This is a genomic window from Stenotrophomonas sp. YJH_SMC_32 (assembly GCF_059369975.1).
Genome location: NZ_JCAFTE010000005.1, coordinates 42,005 through 56,726, shown reverse-complemented (window position 1 = coordinate 56,726; position 14,722 = coordinate 42,005). Strand labels below are relative to the sequence as shown.

Below are 14,722 nucleotides of genomic sequence, written 5' to 3'. Positions count from 1 at the left end.
CAAGAGAATGGGTATCAAATGCAAATACGAGCCGTTATCATTTGAGGGTGGCATCTGGCCCTGAGCAGGGTCGGTGCCGGGTGGGGCGCGCATGCGCGCCCGGCCAATCCTTTCCTGTTACGGCTGGTGTTTCATGCACGCACGTCCCGTCGTTCCCGGCTTGCCGGCGCTGGTGTTGGCTGCCCTGATTGGCACCATGGCGATGATGTCCTTCGTCGCCGTGATCGGCCCGGTGGTCCGCATGCTCGGTTTGTCCGAGTGGCATGCCGGGCTGTCAGTCACCGCCGCAGGCGTGTTGTGGATGCTGGCCGCGCGCCCTTGGGGCCAGCTCAGCGACCGCATCGGCCGCAAGCGCGTGCTGATGCTGGCGATGAGTGCCTACACCGTGGTCTACATCGCGCTGGCGGTGTTCATCGACGTGGCCCTGCAGGCGGTGCCGCCGGTGCTGGTGTCAGTGCTGGTGCTGGTCGCTGCGCGCGGCCTGATCGGCCTGTTCTACGCAGCGGTGCCTCCTGCCGCAGCTGCGCTGATCGCCGACAAGGCACCGACCGGGCAGCGTGCGAAGTTCCTCGCCCGCCTGGGCAGCGCCAACGCATTGGGCATGGTGCTGGGCCCGGCTGCCGCGGGTTGGCTGGCCTATACGAACCTGTCGCTGGCGCTGTACGTGGCCGCACTGTTGCCACTGCTGGCGTTGGCGCTGCTGGCCTGGCGACTGCCGGCCACACCGCCTGTTATGGGCGTTTCCGCCCAGCGCCGCGCGCCGATGAGCCGCCTCGACCCGCGCCTGCGCCTGCCGCAGCTGGCGGCGTTCATCGCCATGGTTTCCGTGACCATCGCGCAGGTCACGGTTGGCTTCTTCGCGATTGATCGCCTGGGCCTGGATGCGGCGGCCGGTGCGCGCATGGCCGGCATCGCGCTGACGGCGGTCGGCGTTGGCCTGATCCTGGCGCAGGCGCTGGTGATGAAGCTGGAGGTTCATCCGCGGCGCTGGATCGTCCTCGGCGCCGTGATCTCAGGCATCGGCTTTGCTTCGGTGGCGGGCGTGCAGCAGGCCTGGCAACTGCCTGCGGCCTACGCACTGGCTGCATTCGGCATGGGCTTCGTATTCCCTTCGTTCCAGGCGTTGGCCGCCGACGCGGTGGAGGCGCACGAGCAGGGCGCCGCCGCCGGTACTGTCGCTGCCGCGCAGGGACTGGGCATGGTGGCCGGGCCGATGCTCGGCACGCTGGTGTATCGCGGCGGGCCCAGCCTGCCATACCTCCTGGTCGGCGCGTTGCTGCTGTTGCTGTGCGCGCTGGCCGCAGTGCATCGGATGAAGGAGACCCCATGAACGATTCCCTGATGCAGGGCGCGTGGCCGAAGGCTGCGCCAGCGCCGCAGGAGAGCAGCGACGACGCGACGCTGTTCCTGCTGCAGCACGCTGGCCAGCACGTGCACGCACGCGGTTGCCGCGCCACGCTGCCGGCAGGTGCGCTGGCGACGTTGGTGGAACGCGTTTCGGTGTTCTTTGCCCAGCAGCGCGGCGGCCCGGGCCTGCTGGTCGGCGCAGTCCCATTCGAACCCCGTGCCGACGACGCGTTGTACCAGCCCGAGCGCCTGCTGCCAGCGCTGGCACTACAGCCACAGGCCGCGCCAGCGCTGGAGGGTGCCCTGCAGGCCGAGCCTTCGGCGCAGGCGTACGCGGCGTCGGTGGCTGCGGCGGTGCAGGCACTGCGCGCGCCCGAACTGGACCTTCAGAAGGTGGTGCTGGCGCGCAGCCTGGTGGCACGCACCCACCGGGCGCTGTCTCCGGACGTGCTGCTGGCACGGCTGGGCGCGGATCCGTCGGTGGCGACCTATGCGGTTCCGCTGCCGGTGGAAGTGGGTCAGGCGCCAGCGTGGCTGGTGGGCGCGACCCCGGAACTGCTCCTGCGCAAGCGTGGCGCCGAGCTGTTGTCGCACCCGCTGGCGGGGTCTGCGCGGCGCTGCGCCGATGCTGCCGAGGACGAGCGCGCCGCGCAGGACCTGCTGGCCTCGACCAAGGACCATGACGAGCACCGTCATGTGGTCGAGGCGATCGTCGAGGGTCTGGCGCCGTATTGCAGCCACATCGATGCACAGCCGCGGCCGGCGCTGCATGCCACCGCCAGCATGTGGCATCTGGGCACACGCATCCATGCCACGCTGAAGGATCCGCACACGTCGGCCGCCGAGCTGCTGGCGCAGCTGCACCCTACGCCGGCGGTCTGCGGTACGCCGCGGTTGGCGGCGCTGCAGCGCATCCGCGAGCTGGAAACGGTGCCGCGCGGCTTCTATGCCGGCGCCGTGGGCTGGTTGGATGCGCAGGGTGACGGCGACTGGTATGTGGCAATCCGCTGCGCACGCCTGCAGGGAATGCAGCTGCGCCTGTTCGCCGGCGCCGGCATCGTTGCCGACTCGCAGCCCGAGGCCGAGGTGGCCGAGACCGCTGCGAAGTTCGCCGCCCTGCTGAATGCGCTGGGTGTCCATGAATCCGCGCATGCGATCGAGCCTGCCGCATGACTACCTCCACTGACGCTTCTCGCCTGGCACTGCAGCAGGTGTGGCCGGATGACCTGATGGCACGCTATCGCGAGGCTGGGCATTGGCGTGGCGAGACCTTCCCGGGGTTCCTGCGCGAACGTGCAGAACGCTATGCCGATGACATTGCGGTGGTCGCCGGCGACGTGCGCCTGAGCTATGCGCAGCTGTGGCACGAGGCCGGGCGGATCGGTGCCGGCCTGCTGACGCTCGGCCTGCAGCCAGGGGAGCGGGTGCTGGTGCAGCTGGGCAACACGGCAGGCTTCGTCACAACGGTCTGTGGCCTGTTCCGCGCCGGACTGGTGCCGGTGTACGCGTTGCCGGCACACCGCATCACCGAGCTGGTGCACTTCGCCAGCAAGGCCGAAGCCAGTGCCTACATCACCACCGGGCTGCATGATGGCTTCGACCATCGCGGACTGGCGCGGGCGCTGCAGGCCGACGTGCCGGCGGTTCGCCATGTAGTGATCGACGGCGATGCGGCGGAGTTCATTGGGCTGGAGGCATTGCAGGGCGATCGCAGCCGGTTGCCGGCCGATCCGGACCCGCAGTCTGTGGCGTTCCTGCAGATTTCCGGTGGGAGTACCGGGCTGTCCAAGCTGATTCCACGCACGCACGACGACTACATCTATTCATTCCGTGCCAGCAATGAAATCTGCGGCATCGACCGCGACAGCGTCTACCTGGTCGCGCTGCCGGCCGCGCACAATTTCCCGATGAGCTCGCCCGGCTTCTTGGGCGCGTTGTACGCCGGCGCCCGCGTGGTGCTCAGCCCCGGCCCCGGGCCGGATGCCGCATTCCCGCTGATCGCCCGCGAAAAGGTGACCTGCTGCGGCCTGGTGCCGCCGCTGGCGCTGCTGTGGGCGCAGGCAGCCGCTACCGGAAAGCATGACCTGTCGAGCCTGCGGGTACTGCAGGTGGGCGGCGCCAAACTGGTGCCGGAAGCCGCACGGCGGGTGATCGACGGCCTTGGCTGCACGCTGCAGCAGGTGTTCGGCATGGCCGAAGGCCTGGTCAACTACACACGGCTGGATGATCCGGAGGACCTGATCGTGGCCTGCCAGGGCCGGCCCATCAGTCCGGACGACGAAGTGCGCGTGGTCGATGACCATGACCAGCCGGTGGCCGAAGGCGAGGTGGGGCATCTGCTCACCCGTGGCCCGTATACCATCCGTGGCTACCACAACGATGCGGTGGCCAATGCGCGCTCGTTCACCGACGACGGCTTCTATCGCACCGGCGACCGTGTGCAGCAGCTGCCCGGAGGCTACCTGGTGGTGCAGGGCCGCGCCGGTGACCACATCAACCGTGCCGGGGAGAAAATCTCCGCCGAAGAGATCGAAGATCATCTGCTGGCGCACCCCGGCGTGTTTGATGCCGCCGTGGTCTCCATTCCCGATGAGTATCTGGGCGAGCGCAGCTGCGCCTTTGTGATCGCGCAGGGCGAACCGTTCAAGGCGCCGGCACTGAAGGCCTGGATGCGCGGGCGCGGCCTGGCGGCGTTCAAGGTGCCCGATCAGGTCGTGTTCGTCGACAGCTTCGATACCACTGCGGTCGGCAAGATCAGCCGCCGCGAACTGCGTGCGCAGCTGCGTGCGCGTCATCTGCAACAGACAGGAGGAACGCGCTGATGGCGCTGCCCCGTATCACCGATTACCCCTTGCCGACCGCCGCTGAGCTACCGCAGGCGCGCGGACCGTGGCGTCCCCGGCGCGATCGTGTCGCGCTGCTGGTGCACGACATGCAGCGTTACTTCCTGGCCGCATTCGACGCAGGCAGTACGCCCTTGCGGCCTGCGGTGGACAACATCGTGCGCCTGCTGGCGCATTGCCGTGCGCAGGGCATTCCGGTGTTCTACACCGCCCAGCATGGTGACCAGGACCGTCGCGACCGTGGCCTGCAGGCCGACCTGTGGGGGCCGGGCATGCGTCGCAGCGCCGACCATGAGCCGATCATCGAGGCGCTGGCACCGCAACCGGGCGAGCACGTGCTGGTGAAGCACCGCTACAGCGCATTCCAGCGCAGCAACCTGGAGACGCTGATGCGGGTGCGTGGGCGCGACCAGTTGCTGGTGACCGGCGTGTACGCCCATATCGGCTGCACCGCGACCGTGGTCGATGCCTTCCAGCGTGATATCGAGGCCTTCATCGCCGCTGATGCGGTGGCGGACTTCTCGCGTGCCGATCACGATCAGGCGCTGCACTGGATCGCGCGCACCTGTGGTGTGCCGATGACCACCGATCAGCTGCTGGAGGTGCTGTGATGGCTGCCATGGGTAAGGCGCTGGATCTGGAGCGGATGCGCGCCGACGTGGCGCGCGTGCTGGAGTGCACGCCGGCCGAGATCGGTGACGACGACAACCTGATCGACCTGGACCTGGATTCAATGCGCATGCTCGGCCTGGTCCTGGCCTGGGGCAACACTGGCCTGCCGCTGGAGTTCTCGCAGTTGGCCGAGCACACCACGCTGCGCCAGTGGTGGGGTGTGGTGCAGCAACTGCAGGCCGCGCAGAACGCATGAACGCCGCAGCGCTGGCCACGCCGGTGGCGTTGACCGAGGCCCAGGCGGGGCTGTGGTTCGCACAGCGGCTGGCACCGGACAATCCGTCATTCAATACCGCGCACGCGGTATGGATCGACGGCCCGCTGGACGTGGACGCGTTCGTCGCAGCCGCAGACCAGGCTGCGCGCGAGGCCGAGGCTTTCGCATTGCGCTTTGCCGAAGGTGCCGATGGCCAGCCGCTGCAGTGGCATGACCCGGTACACGTGCCGTTGCTTTCGGTACGCGATGTGTCTGCCGAGGCGGATCCCGCCGCTGCGGCACGCAACCTGATGCACGCCGACCGGCTGAGCGCGGTCGATCCCACCCGGGACCGGATCAGCCAGCAGGTGCTGTTCGATCTGGGTGGCCTGCGCTGGGTCTGGTACCTGCGCGTGCATCATCTGGCGGCCGATGGCTACGGCATGGCGCTGTTCACTGATCGGGTGTGCGCGTTGTATGCCGGTCGTACCGGTGAGTCACTGCCGGGGCTGGCGGGCGTGCTGGCCGATGATGCCGCGTTTCGTGCCGATCCGCGCCGCGTGCAGGCCGGGCAGTGGTGGCGTGAGCACATGCAGGGCGCACCGGCAGGCGCAGGCCTGGCCGGCACGCTCGCGGCCAGTGTCGACGCGCTGCGCTGGGTACAGCCGCTCGATGCGGCCTTCCGTGAGCAGTTGCTGCAGGCTTCGGTGCGTTGGCTGCAGCCCTGGCCGGATGTGCTGGTCGCGCTGGCGGCCGAGTACCTGCGGCGGATGAGTGCCGCCGATGAAGTGGTGCTGGGCGTGCCGTACATGGCGCGGTTGGGCAACGCGTCGGCGCGGGTGCCGGCGATGGTGATGAATGTGTTGCCGCTGCGCGTGGCGGCCGGCGAGGGCAGCGTCGAGGCCTTTGCCCGGGGCCTGGGTCGCCAGCTCAGTCAAGGCCGCAGGCACGGCCGCTACCGGGGCGAGCAGCTGCGCCGGGACCTGGGCCTGGTCGGCACGCAGCAGCGCCTGCACGGCCCGCTGGTGAATGTGCAGCCGTTCTACAGGCCGCTGGCGCTGACTGGCGTGCAGGCGGCGCTGGAGGTGCTGTGCACCGGGCCGGTGGATGACCTGGCGCTGGGTTTCCGTGGCGATGGCCAGCGCCTGCTGGATCTGGAGATCGAGGCCAATCCCGCGCTGTACAGTCGCGAGGATGTCGAGGCGCACGCGGTGAGGCTGCTGCATTTCGTGTCGGCGGCGCTGCAGGCTGACGATATCGCCGCCGTGCCCCTGGCGACGCCCGCGGAGGCGCAGCAGCTGCTGCAGGGTTTCAACGCCACCGCGCACGCGCTTCCTGAGACCACCCTGGTTGAATTGCTGCAGCAGGGCATGGATCGGGACCCGCACGCGCCGGCACTGGTGTTCGGCGACACTACGCTGGACTACGCAACGCTGGAAGCGCGCAGCTTCGCGCTGGCGGCACAGCTGCGTGCAATGGATGTCGGCCCAGGCAGCGTGGTGGCGGTGGCATTGCCGCGCTCGCTGGCGCTGGTGATCGCGCTGGTCGCGGTGCTGCGTGCAGGCGCGGCCTATCTTCCGTTGGACCTTGCCCATCCCGATGAGCGGCTGGCGCGCATCTTCGCCTCGGCGCAGCCGGTGTGCGTTCTGGCTGCGGCGGAGATTTCGGCGCGCACGGCCGGCGTACCGGTGCTCGCGCCGGAGCAGTGGACCGCGCTGAGCTTCGCCGCGCCGTGGTCCGATCCGGCGCCCAGCGATGCGGCCTATGTGATCTATACGTCCGGTTCGACCGGGGAACCGAAGGGCGTGGTCATCGAACACCGTGCCATCGTCAACCGCCTGCTGTGGATGCGCGAGCACTACGACATCCGCGCCGATGACCGCGTGCTGCAGAAAACCCCGGCCACCTTCGATGTCTCGGTCTGGGAGTTCTTCCTGCCGTTGCTGTGCGGGGCCACGCTGGTGGTTGCCGGGCCCGATGCGCATCGCGACCCCACCGAACTGGCGCGGCTGATCCGCAGGCATGGCATCACCACGGCGCATTTCGTGCCGTCGATGCTCGATGCCTTCCTCGCTGCACCGGCCTCCGAAGGCCTGCAGCTGCGACGGGTATTCACCAGTGGCGAGGCGCTGGACGCCGCGTTGCGCGACCGCTTCCACGCGCGCATGCACGCCGAGCTGCACAACCTGTACGGCCCGACCGAAGCCGCGGTGGACGTCAGCTACTGGCCGGCGTCGGCGCAGGATCGATCGCGGCCGGTGCCGATCGGCTTCCCGGTCTGGAATACCCGCCTTTACGTGCTGGACGCGCGGATGCAGCCGGTGCCGGTCGGTGTGGCCGGTGATCTTTATCTGGGCGGTGTGCAGATGGCGCGTGGCTATCTCGGTCGCGAGGACCTGACTGCCGAACGCTTCCTTGCCGATCCTTTCCTGGCGGGCGAGCGCATCTACCGCACCGGCGACATAGCGCGCTGGCGCAGCGATGGCGCGGTGGAGTACCTGGGCCGCAGCGACCATCAGGTGAAACTGCGCGGCCTGCGCATCGAGTTGGGCGAGATCGAGGCGGCTTTGCGCGAACTGCCGGGCATGGAGCGGGTGGAAGTGCTCCTGCGCCACGACGCACCCGGCGATGCCCGGCTGGTAGCCTATGTGCCGTCGGCACTGGCCGACGCCAGCATGCTGCGCAGTCATCTGGCCACACGCGTGCCGGATTACATGGTGCCGTCCGCCTTCGTTGGCGTGGATCACTGGCCGGTGACCGCCAACGGCAAGTTGGATCGCAACGCGCTGCCCGTACCACCGCGGCAGGAGATCGCCGGGCTGGCGCCGCGCACGCCGTTGGAACAGGAGCTGGCGTCGCTGTTTGCCCAGGCACTGGGGCGAGAAGCGCCGGTGGCAGTGGATGCAGATTTCTTCAGTCTCGGCGGTGACTCACTGTCGGCGGTGCACCTGCTGCTGGCGATCGAACAGCGCTGGCGCTGCGATCTCGGTCTGGGGGCCTTGTTTGCCCAGCCCACCGTGGCCGCGCTGGCGGTTCGTATTGCCGAGCCGCCGGCGCTGGCCGATCACGCACTGGGGCCGGTGATCGCGCTGGCCGCGACCGACGCTGCCGGGCCTACGCCGCTGTTCGTGCTGCACCCGGCCGGCGGCATCGCCTGGAACTACCGCGCCCTGGCCCGGGCACTGCAGCCGGCACGCCCGGTATATGGCCTGCAGTCGCCGGCACTGGACGCGCGGCAGCGGCTGCCGAGCAGTATCGAGGCGATGGCCAACGACTACGTACAGCGTGTGGTCGCATTGCAGCCGACGGGGGCGGTGCATCTGCTGGGCTGGTCGGTGGGTGGCATCCTCGCCCAGGCGATGGCGGTGCGACTGCATGAGATCGGGCGCGAGGTCGGCGAACTTGTACTGCTGGACGCCTATCCCAGCGAGTGCTGGCGGGCCGAGCCGGAGCCCGATGCCATCGCCGCATTGCGGGCACTGCTGGCGATTGCCGGTCATGACCCGGATGCGCATCCGGAACTGGACAGCCGGGAACGCATTCTCGCGTTCCTGCGTCGTGGCGGCAGTGCGCTGGGTAGCCTGCCGGATGTCGTGCTGGATGGCGTGGTGCGCGCCGTGACCGGCACCAATCGACTGATCCGTGAACATATCCACCGGCCGTTCGATGGCACGCTGGTGCATGTGCGTGCCGGTCGAGATCACCAGGCGCGGCCACAGTTGCGGTCGGCGTTGTGGCGGGCACACGCGCGCAGGGTGCAGTCGTTGGAACTGCCATTCCTGCACGCAGAGCTGACCGGACGCGATGCAGTGGCGCAGCTGGCGCCGTGGTTGTCGGCACGCTTGCGCCAATGGGACGAACAACAGGAGATCGCAACATGCAGTTGACCGGTTTCAAAGGCCGCGTGGCGTTGGTGACCGGCGCTGCCGGTGGCATCGGCGAGACACTGGTGCGGTTGCTGGCCGAGGCCGGTTGCACCGTAGTGGCGACCGATCGCGAGGCGCCTGTTACGGCCGATGTGCGTGTGCACACCTTTGCGCTCGACGTGACCGACAGTGCCGCCGTGGACGGCCTGGTGGATCAGGTCGAGTCCAGCATCGGGCCGATCATGCTGGCCGCCAGCGTAGCCGGTGTGCTGCATGTGGGCGGCGTGACCGAGACCGGCGATGACGACTGGCGCCGGGTGTTCGCGGTGAACACCGACGGGGTGTTCCATGTCGGGCGTGCCCTGGCGCGGGTGATGTCGCCGCGCGGGCAGGGCGCGATAGTTACCGTCAGCTCGAATGCAGCCGGTGTGCCAAGGCATGGCATGGCCGCCTATGCGGCATCCAAGGCCGCCGCCACGATGTTCACCCGCTGCCTCGGGCTGGAGCTGGCGCCGTTGGGCATCCGCTGCAACATCGTCGCCCCGGGCTCGACGCTGACCCCGATGCAGACCGGCATGTGGCAGGACGAGCACGGCGCCGAACGGGTGATCGCCGGCAACCTGGAGACCTACAAGGCCGGCATTCCACTGCGCAAGCTCGCCACCCCGGAGGATATCGCCCATTCGGTGATGTTCCTGCTCTCCGAGCAGGCCGGGCACGTAGCGATGAGCGACCTGTACGTGGACGGCGGCGCCACCCTGCGCGGCTGAGGTCTGGTAGTGCCGGCCGCTGGCCGGCAACCCATGGCCCCGGTAGTGCCGGCCGCTGGCCGGCAACCTCATTCAACTTCAGACATCTCCCAACCCCCATCGAGGCTTGGCCTGAAAGCCAACGCCCAATGATCGACCCACCATGGCGCATGAGCAGCCATCGCCTCCGCCTGGGCCGTCACTCGATCATCGGCCAGGCCTATGTCCTGACAACCACGACCCACCAGCGCCGCCGGCTCTTTGAAAGCGAAGCTGCAGCAGCATGTGTAATCGACCAGTTCCATTACATCGAACAGCGCGGGCTCGTATGGTCACACGCATGGGTTGTCATGCCGGATCACGTCCACTGGATGTTCGAGCTGCGTGCAGTTCACCTTCCAGACGTCGCGCGCCGGATGAAATCGTCGAGCGCACTTGCCCTGAATCGCCTGGCGGGCCGTCGAGGTACGGTGTGGCAGCCCGGCTACTTCGATCATGCAGTAAGGACCGAAGAGTCGCTGGCGCGGCAGGCCCTGTACATCCTGGGGAATCCGGTGCGCGCCGGTCTTGCTGGGCAGATTGGCGAGTATCCGTATGCGTGGTCGGCCTGGGGGTGATGCCGGCCAGCGGCCGACACTACCACAGCGCAGATCCCGTTCCGGTGCACAGAGCATCCGTAAGGGTAGTGCCGGCCGCTGGCCGGCAACCGCAGGAACCCGCGAGGAGATGCGTAGCTGCCGGCCAGCGGCCGTCGCTGCCATTCATTGTTCAGCGCGGCCATTCGCTGTTCAGCGGCGCTTGCGCGCGCTTTGGGCGTGGTCGGCCTGGATGTGATGCCGGCCAGCGGCCGGCACTACCACAGCGGAACCGAAGCGCAGCGCAGATTCCGTTACTGCGCACAGAGCACCCGCGATGGTAGTGCCGGCCGCTGGCCGGCAACGACATGACCCGCGCGGAGGTGCGTAGCTGCCGGCCAGCGGCCGGCACTACCATTCAACGGTCAGCGCGGCTTTCGTGTCCGTTTCGGCCTTGCGGTCTCATCGCCGCTGGCGGCGCCATCCTGCAGCGCCTGCAGCCAGGACAAGGTGTCCACATAGTCGATGAAGTGGCGCAGGTAGCCGGGGCTGGTGGCCTGCATCGTGTCGAGCATGCGTTGCACCAGTACTGCCGAGTTCAGCGGGCCGCCATCGGCCGGGGCCTCGGCGCGCAGCGAGCGGCGCACCTGCAGTTCGCTGCGCAGCTCCGACCACTCGCGCTGCACCTGCTGCAGCATCGGCACCTGTGGGTAATACGGCAGCGAGCGCGACCCCGCATTGAGGTCACGCACCAATGCGCGCAGGCCTTCCAGCGCGGGCGGCTTACTTGGCATCCGGGGCCTTGGGCTTGGGAATCGGCGCGATCTCCACGCGACGGTTGCGCGCGCGGCCTTCCTCATTGGCGTTGGAACTGACCGGCTGCTCGCTGCCGAACGCGGCGGCGAACACGGCGTCAGCCGGTACGCCATCGGCGATCAGGGTGCGGGTCACGGTCAGCGAACGCTGCGCGGATAGCTCCCAGTTGTCGGCGAAGCGGCGGTTGCCTTCGCGCACCGGCGCATCATCGGTAAAGCCGCTGACCATCAGGATCTCTTCGCGGCTGCCCAGATAGGCGGCCAGCGGTGCGGCCAGACTGCGCAGCAGCTCCTGGCCTTCCGGCTGCAGCTGGTCGGAGTTCAGCGCGAACAGCACGCTGCCGCTGATGCCGATGCGGCCATCGACCAGGGTCACGCGACCGGCGGCCAGTGGGCCGGCCAGCGCCTGTTCCAGGGTCTGCAGGCGCTTGGCTTCGGCCTGGCGCTGTTTCACTTCCTGGTCCAGCCGCTGCGACAGCTCCAGCTGCACCGCGACCACACCCACCAGGATCAGCACGAACGCACCCAGCAGCACCGACATCAGGTCGCCGAAGGCGGCCCAGATCGGTGCGTGCGAGCCGCCATCGACCTCCAGCTCGTCGCTCATGCGCTACCGGCCTTGCCGCGGCGCGTGGCCAGCTGCTGCAGTTCTTCCATCACCTGCTTCTGCGACAGCAGGCTGAGGTCGACCACCTCGCGCGCCTGCGCCACGTAATAAGCCAGCTGCTCATCGCTACGGGCCAGCGAGGCATCCAGTGCGCCACCGATCTGTTCCAGGCGGCCGGAAAGCTCGGTGGAGGCGTTGCTGAACTGCGCGACCGCTTCACCGAAGGCGCCGGCCAGCTGGCCGACGTCACCCGCGCTGCCGGTGAGTGCTGCCGCAATGCCATCCAGCTTGCCGGTCTCGGCCGCGATATGGTCGGTAAAGCGGTTGCCGACACGCTCCAGCAGCTCGGCCGAACCGCCAACCAGTGCGTCCACCGCGGTGCGCTGTTCGTGCGATGCGTGGTTGATTGCATCCAGCAGGGTCTGCACGGTGGCCAGCAGGCGACCGCGCTCTTCCAGCATCGCGTTGTCACGCACCAGGCTTTCAGAGAGCGTGCTGCGCAGCTCGTTGATGACGTCGGCAGCAGCTTTCGGTGCCGCTGCCGCGGTCTGCAGCAGGGTGGACACTTCGGCCAGCGTGGCGCTGGCCTGCGCGCGACCGTTCTCGCCGATCTGCTGTGCGGTCGCCGCCAGCGTGTCGCAGACCTGTTGCTGCTGTGCAGCCAGGCGTTCGCCATTGGCCTGCAGGCGCTCGGCCAGCTCGGTGGAAACGTGCTGCAGGGCATCACTCCAGCGCTGCAGGCGCTGTTCGTCGCCAGCCTGCAGTTGCGCCTGCAGGGCGGCGTGGGCCTGCTGCAACTCGGCGCTGACCGCGTCCCAGCGCGCTTGGCGCTGCTGCTCGCGGCTGTCCAGGCTGGCCTGCAGTTCGGCGTGCGCAGTCGCGGCGGCAGCCTGCGCGGCCTGCCACTGCTGCGAGCGCTGCGCTTCATGATCCTGCAGCAGTGACTGGTTGGCGCTGTGCTGCTGTTCCAGTGCCTGCAGCAGCGCCTGCGCACGCGCATCCAGATGTTCGCTGGCGGCGATCAACGCCTGCTGCTGGCGCTCGACCAGCGCGCTGTTGAGGGCCTGCTGCTGCTCGGCGGCGGCACGCAAGGCGTCTGCATTGCTCTGTGCATCGGCCTGCAGGCGCTCGCAGATGCGCGCGATCAACGCTTCGGCATGCGTGCCCTGGCCATCGCTGAAGGCCTGCAGGTGCTGGCGCAGATCACTCACCAGCGCCTGCTGTGCCTGGGTCTGTTCACTCACCACCTTGGCCCAGCTGGCTTCGGTGGCGACCCGGCTGCGTTCGAAACCGTCGCTCAGGCCCGCCAGCTGCTGTTGCACGGCGCGCTCGACACGGGCATGCAACGCTTCGCCATGGTGAGCCAGACCGGCCAGGGTGGTTTCAGCCATCGGCTGCAGCGCGCCACCGATGGCCGCGGCACTGGCTTCGGCACCTTCGCGCAGCGACTGCTGCAGCGACAGGGCCAGGCGTTCCTGCAGCGCTTGGCTCTGGGTCAGGAACTCGGCCTGGCCAGCCAGCAGGCGCTCATTGGCGGCCGCACTGTGCTGTTCAAAGGTGCTGGTCATCGCCTGCAGGCGGTCGACCAGCGCCGGCAGCGCGGCGGACTGTGCCTGCAGCAGGCGCAGCGATTCGGCGCGCTGCCAGGCCTGCGAGTACGGATGCAGGTCGCTGGAAATGGCGCGGTCCAGCTGCTGCACGGCCAGCAGACGGTCACGACGCAGCAGCGCCGCCAGCAGGCCGAGCATGGCCGAGCTGGCCACACCGGCGATCGAGGTGCCGAATGCCACCGCCAGGCCCTGCACGGGCGAGGCCAGCGAGCCGCGGATCGCGGCCATGTCGGTCGCGCTCTGCAGGGCCAGGCCGGTGCCACGCAGCGTGTCCATCATGCCCAGCAGGGTACCGAGCATGCCCAGCAGCACCAGCAGGCCGACCAGGTACGGGGTCAGCACCGGTGCGGGCAGGGCGGTGCGCTCGCCTTCCACGCGCAGGCGCACGGCGTTGCGCAGGCCCATCGGCACGCGCTCCAGCCAGGGGGCCAGGCCTTCCTTTGCGCTGGACAGGTCGTTCAGTGCGGCGCGCAGGCCGTTGCTGGCCTGGCGGTAGCGGTACAGCTCCACGCCGCCGGCGATGTAGCAGGCCGCGATGATTGCCGCCACCGCTGCACCCAGCGGATGCACCGAAACGTAGCCAATGCCGATCCAGCACACGGCCAGCAGGCCGACAAGGAAAACAACGACATGGAGAGCAGTTCTGGACATGGTGTTCCGGTCAGTGGGAGCGCAGGGCGTCTTGCAGCCCTTCGATCGGGTGGAAGCGCAGCTGCAGCTCGGCGAGCAGCAGCGTGCGCATGTCATGGCGGAAGGCCGCGCGCCAGCCGGGCTGGCCATGCACGCGTTCAAAACGGGCGCCGAGCACCGCCGGCGCGGTGGCCAGCAGGCTGTGTTCGCGCGGGGTGAGTGTCTGTTCCATCACCGCATCAACCTCGGCCAGTCGCGCCAGCTCCGGCGAGACCTGTACCAGCTGGTCGCGCAGGCGGCCGCGCAGGCGCCCGGTGGCGGTCTGGATGGCCTGCTGCAGCACCCGGTAGCGCTGGCGCAGCGAAGCGAAGTTGGGTGCGGCAGCGGCCTCGGCCAGATCCAGCAGGCGCTCGGCCTCGGCGTCCTCGCGGATCGAGGCCAGCAGGCTGGCATGGGCCTGGGCGCAGTCGGCCAGTACATCCTCGGCCCCCTCGGCAGCTTCGCCGGGCTCGGGCAGGCGTCCGCCCAACGCGCCGGACAGGGCCACGGCACGGCTCCAGTCCACCCACTGGCCGAGGCGATCGGTCAGGGCGGGACTGCTGGCCGGCATCGCGCCGTCGCTGAGACGGGCGAGCAGGCGGAGGAACTCCGGTCCACCCAGGACCGGCTGCGCTGCGTTCGCCATCAAGGGGTGAGGGGCCAAAAACCGTTGATTTTACAACCAGATGACCCCGGCTGGATGAAGGCGGGGCCTGGGTGGCGGTACCCACAGGCGCGACAAGGCTTAGAATGTCCGGCTGCATCCCCCCGTT

The 14,722-nt window shown here is 68.8% G+C and carries 12 protein-coding genes; 8 read left to right on the top strand and 4 right to left on the bottom strand.

The window, feature by feature from the left end; genetic code table 11:
• The first annotated feature begins 133 nt into the window (after positions 1–133).
• From AC5P7S_RS09310 to AC5P7S_RS09275, 8 genes are all read left to right on the top strand, one after another.
• Positions 134–1,330 carry an MFS transporter gene (locus AC5P7S_RS09310; protein WP_095377102.1) on the top strand — a complete coding sequence of 399 codons (1,197 nt, stop codon included), beginning with the start codon at positions 134–136 and terminating at the stop codon, positions 1,328–1,330.
• A complete protein-coding gene (locus AC5P7S_RS09305; protein WP_095377101.1) occupies positions 1,327–2,520 on the top strand; it encodes an isochorismate synthase in 1,194 nt (397 codons plus the stop codon). Before AC5P7S_RS09310 ends, AC5P7S_RS09305 begins: the two co-directional genes overlap by 4 nt.
• Entirely contained in the window at positions 2,517–4,169 is a 1,653-nt protein-coding gene (locus AC5P7S_RS09300; RefSeq protein WP_095377100.1) for a (2,3-dihydroxybenzoyl)adenylate synthase, read from the top strand. The genes AC5P7S_RS09305 and AC5P7S_RS09300 overlap by 4 nt, the downstream gene beginning before the upstream one ends.
• On the top strand, positions 4,169–4,801 hold the full coding sequence (locus AC5P7S_RS09295) for an isochorismatase family protein (RefSeq protein WP_005416909.1): 633 nt from the start codon (positions 4,169–4,171) through the stop codon (positions 4,799–4,801). The genes AC5P7S_RS09300 and AC5P7S_RS09295 overlap by 1 nt, the downstream gene beginning before the upstream one ends.
• Positions 4,801–5,058 carry a phosphopantetheine-binding protein gene (locus AC5P7S_RS09290; RefSeq protein ID WP_005416908.1) on the top strand — a complete coding sequence of 86 codons (258 nt, stop codon included), beginning with the start codon at positions 4,801–4,803 and terminating at the stop codon, positions 5,056–5,058. The genes AC5P7S_RS09295 and AC5P7S_RS09290 overlap by 1 nt, the downstream gene beginning before the upstream one ends.
• A complete protein-coding gene (locus tag AC5P7S_RS09285) occupies positions 5,055–8,945 on the top strand; it encodes a non-ribosomal peptide synthetase (protein WP_095377099.1) in 3,891 nt (1,296 codons plus the stop codon). Before AC5P7S_RS09290 ends, AC5P7S_RS09285 begins: the two co-directional genes overlap by 4 nt.
• Positions 8,936–9,694 carry a 2,3-dihydro-2,3-dihydroxybenzoate dehydrogenase gene (locus AC5P7S_RS09280; protein WP_095377098.1) on the top strand — a complete coding sequence of 253 codons (759 nt, stop codon included), beginning with the start codon at positions 8,936–8,938 and terminating at the stop codon, positions 9,692–9,694. The genes AC5P7S_RS09285 and AC5P7S_RS09280 overlap by 10 nt, the downstream gene beginning before the upstream one ends.
• A 149-nt stretch (positions 9,695–9,843) precedes the next feature.
• Positions 9,844–10,290: an REP-associated tyrosine transposase gene (locus AC5P7S_RS09275; RefSeq protein WP_005416905.1), complete on the top strand. Its 447-nt coding sequence runs from the start codon at positions 9,844–9,846 to the stop codon at positions 10,288–10,290.
• Between the two features lie 383 nt (positions 10,291–10,673).
• Here AC5P7S_RS09275 and AC5P7S_RS09270 read toward each other — a convergent pair whose 3' ends face one another.
• The 4 genes from AC5P7S_RS09270 to AC5P7S_RS09255 are packed head-to-tail and all read right to left on the bottom strand — an operon-like array spanning position 10,674 to position 14,595.
• Complete coding sequence (locus AC5P7S_RS09270; protein WP_095377097.1) at positions 10,674–11,042, bottom strand: DUF2894 domain-containing protein; 369 nt, start codon at positions 11,040–11,042, stop codon at positions 10,674–10,676.
• Complete coding sequence (locus tag AC5P7S_RS09265; protein ID WP_005409939.1) at positions 11,032–11,670, bottom strand: OmpA family protein; 639 nt, start codon at positions 11,668–11,670, stop codon at positions 11,032–11,034. Before AC5P7S_RS09265 ends, AC5P7S_RS09270 begins: the two co-directional genes overlap by 11 nt.
• The gene (locus AC5P7S_RS09260; protein WP_095377096.1) at positions 11,667–13,931 is read right to left on the bottom strand and encodes a DUF802 domain-containing protein; all 2,265 of its coding nucleotides are present in this window, start codon (positions 13,929–13,931) and stop codon (positions 11,667–11,669) included. The genes AC5P7S_RS09265 and AC5P7S_RS09260 overlap by 4 nt, the downstream gene beginning before the upstream one ends.
• Positions 13,932–13,941: 10 nt before the next feature.
• On the bottom strand, positions 13,942–14,595 hold the full coding sequence (locus AC5P7S_RS09255) for a DUF3348 family protein (protein ID WP_005416902.1): 654 nt from the start codon (positions 14,593–14,595) through the stop codon (positions 13,942–13,944).
• Between the last annotated feature and the right edge of the window lie 127 nt (positions 14,596–14,722).

Coding starts and splice junctions, on each gene's coding strand:
- AC5P7S_RS09255 (WP_005416902.1), bottom strand. CDS start 14,595: ATGGCGAACGCAGCGCAGCCGGTCCTGGGTGGACCGGAGTTCCTCCGC.
- AC5P7S_RS09265 (WP_005409939.1), bottom strand. CDS start 11,670: ATGAGCGACGAGCTGGAGGTCGATGGCGGCTCGCACGCACCGATCTGG.
- AC5P7S_RS09285 (WP_095377099.1), top strand. CDS start 5,055: ATGAACGCCGCAGCGCTGGCCACGCCGGTGGCGTTGACCGAGGCCCAG.
- AC5P7S_RS09295 (WP_005416909.1), top strand. CDS start 4,169: ATGGCGCTGCCCCGTATCACCGATTACCCCTTGCCGACCGCCGCTGAG.
- AC5P7S_RS09305 (WP_095377101.1), top strand. CDS start 1,327: ATGAACGATTCCCTGATGCAGGGCGCGTGGCCGAAGGCTGCGCCAGCG.
- AC5P7S_RS09300 (WP_095377100.1), top strand. CDS start 2,517: ATGACTACCTCCACTGACGCTTCTCGCCTGGCACTGCAGCAGGTGTGG.
- AC5P7S_RS09260 (WP_095377096.1), bottom strand. CDS start 13,931: ATGTCCAGAACTGCTCTCCATGTCGTTGTTTTCCTTGTCGGCCTGCTG.
- AC5P7S_RS09280 (WP_095377098.1), top strand. CDS start 8,936: ATGCAGTTGACCGGTTTCAAAGGCCGCGTGGCGTTGGTGACCGGCGCT.
- AC5P7S_RS09290 (WP_005416908.1), top strand. CDS start 4,801: ATGGCTGCCATGGGTAAGGCGCTGGATCTGGAGCGGATGCGCGCCGAC.
- AC5P7S_RS09275 (WP_005416905.1), top strand. CDS start 9,844: ATGAGCAGCCATCGCCTCCGCCTGGGCCGTCACTCGATCATCGGCCAG.
- AC5P7S_RS09310 (WP_095377102.1), top strand. CDS start 134: ATGCACGCACGTCCCGTCGTTCCCGGCTTGCCGGCGCTGGTGTTGGCT.
- AC5P7S_RS09270 (WP_095377097.1), bottom strand. CDS start 11,042: ATGCCAAGTAAGCCGCCCGCGCTGGAAGGCCTGCGCGCATTGGTGCGT.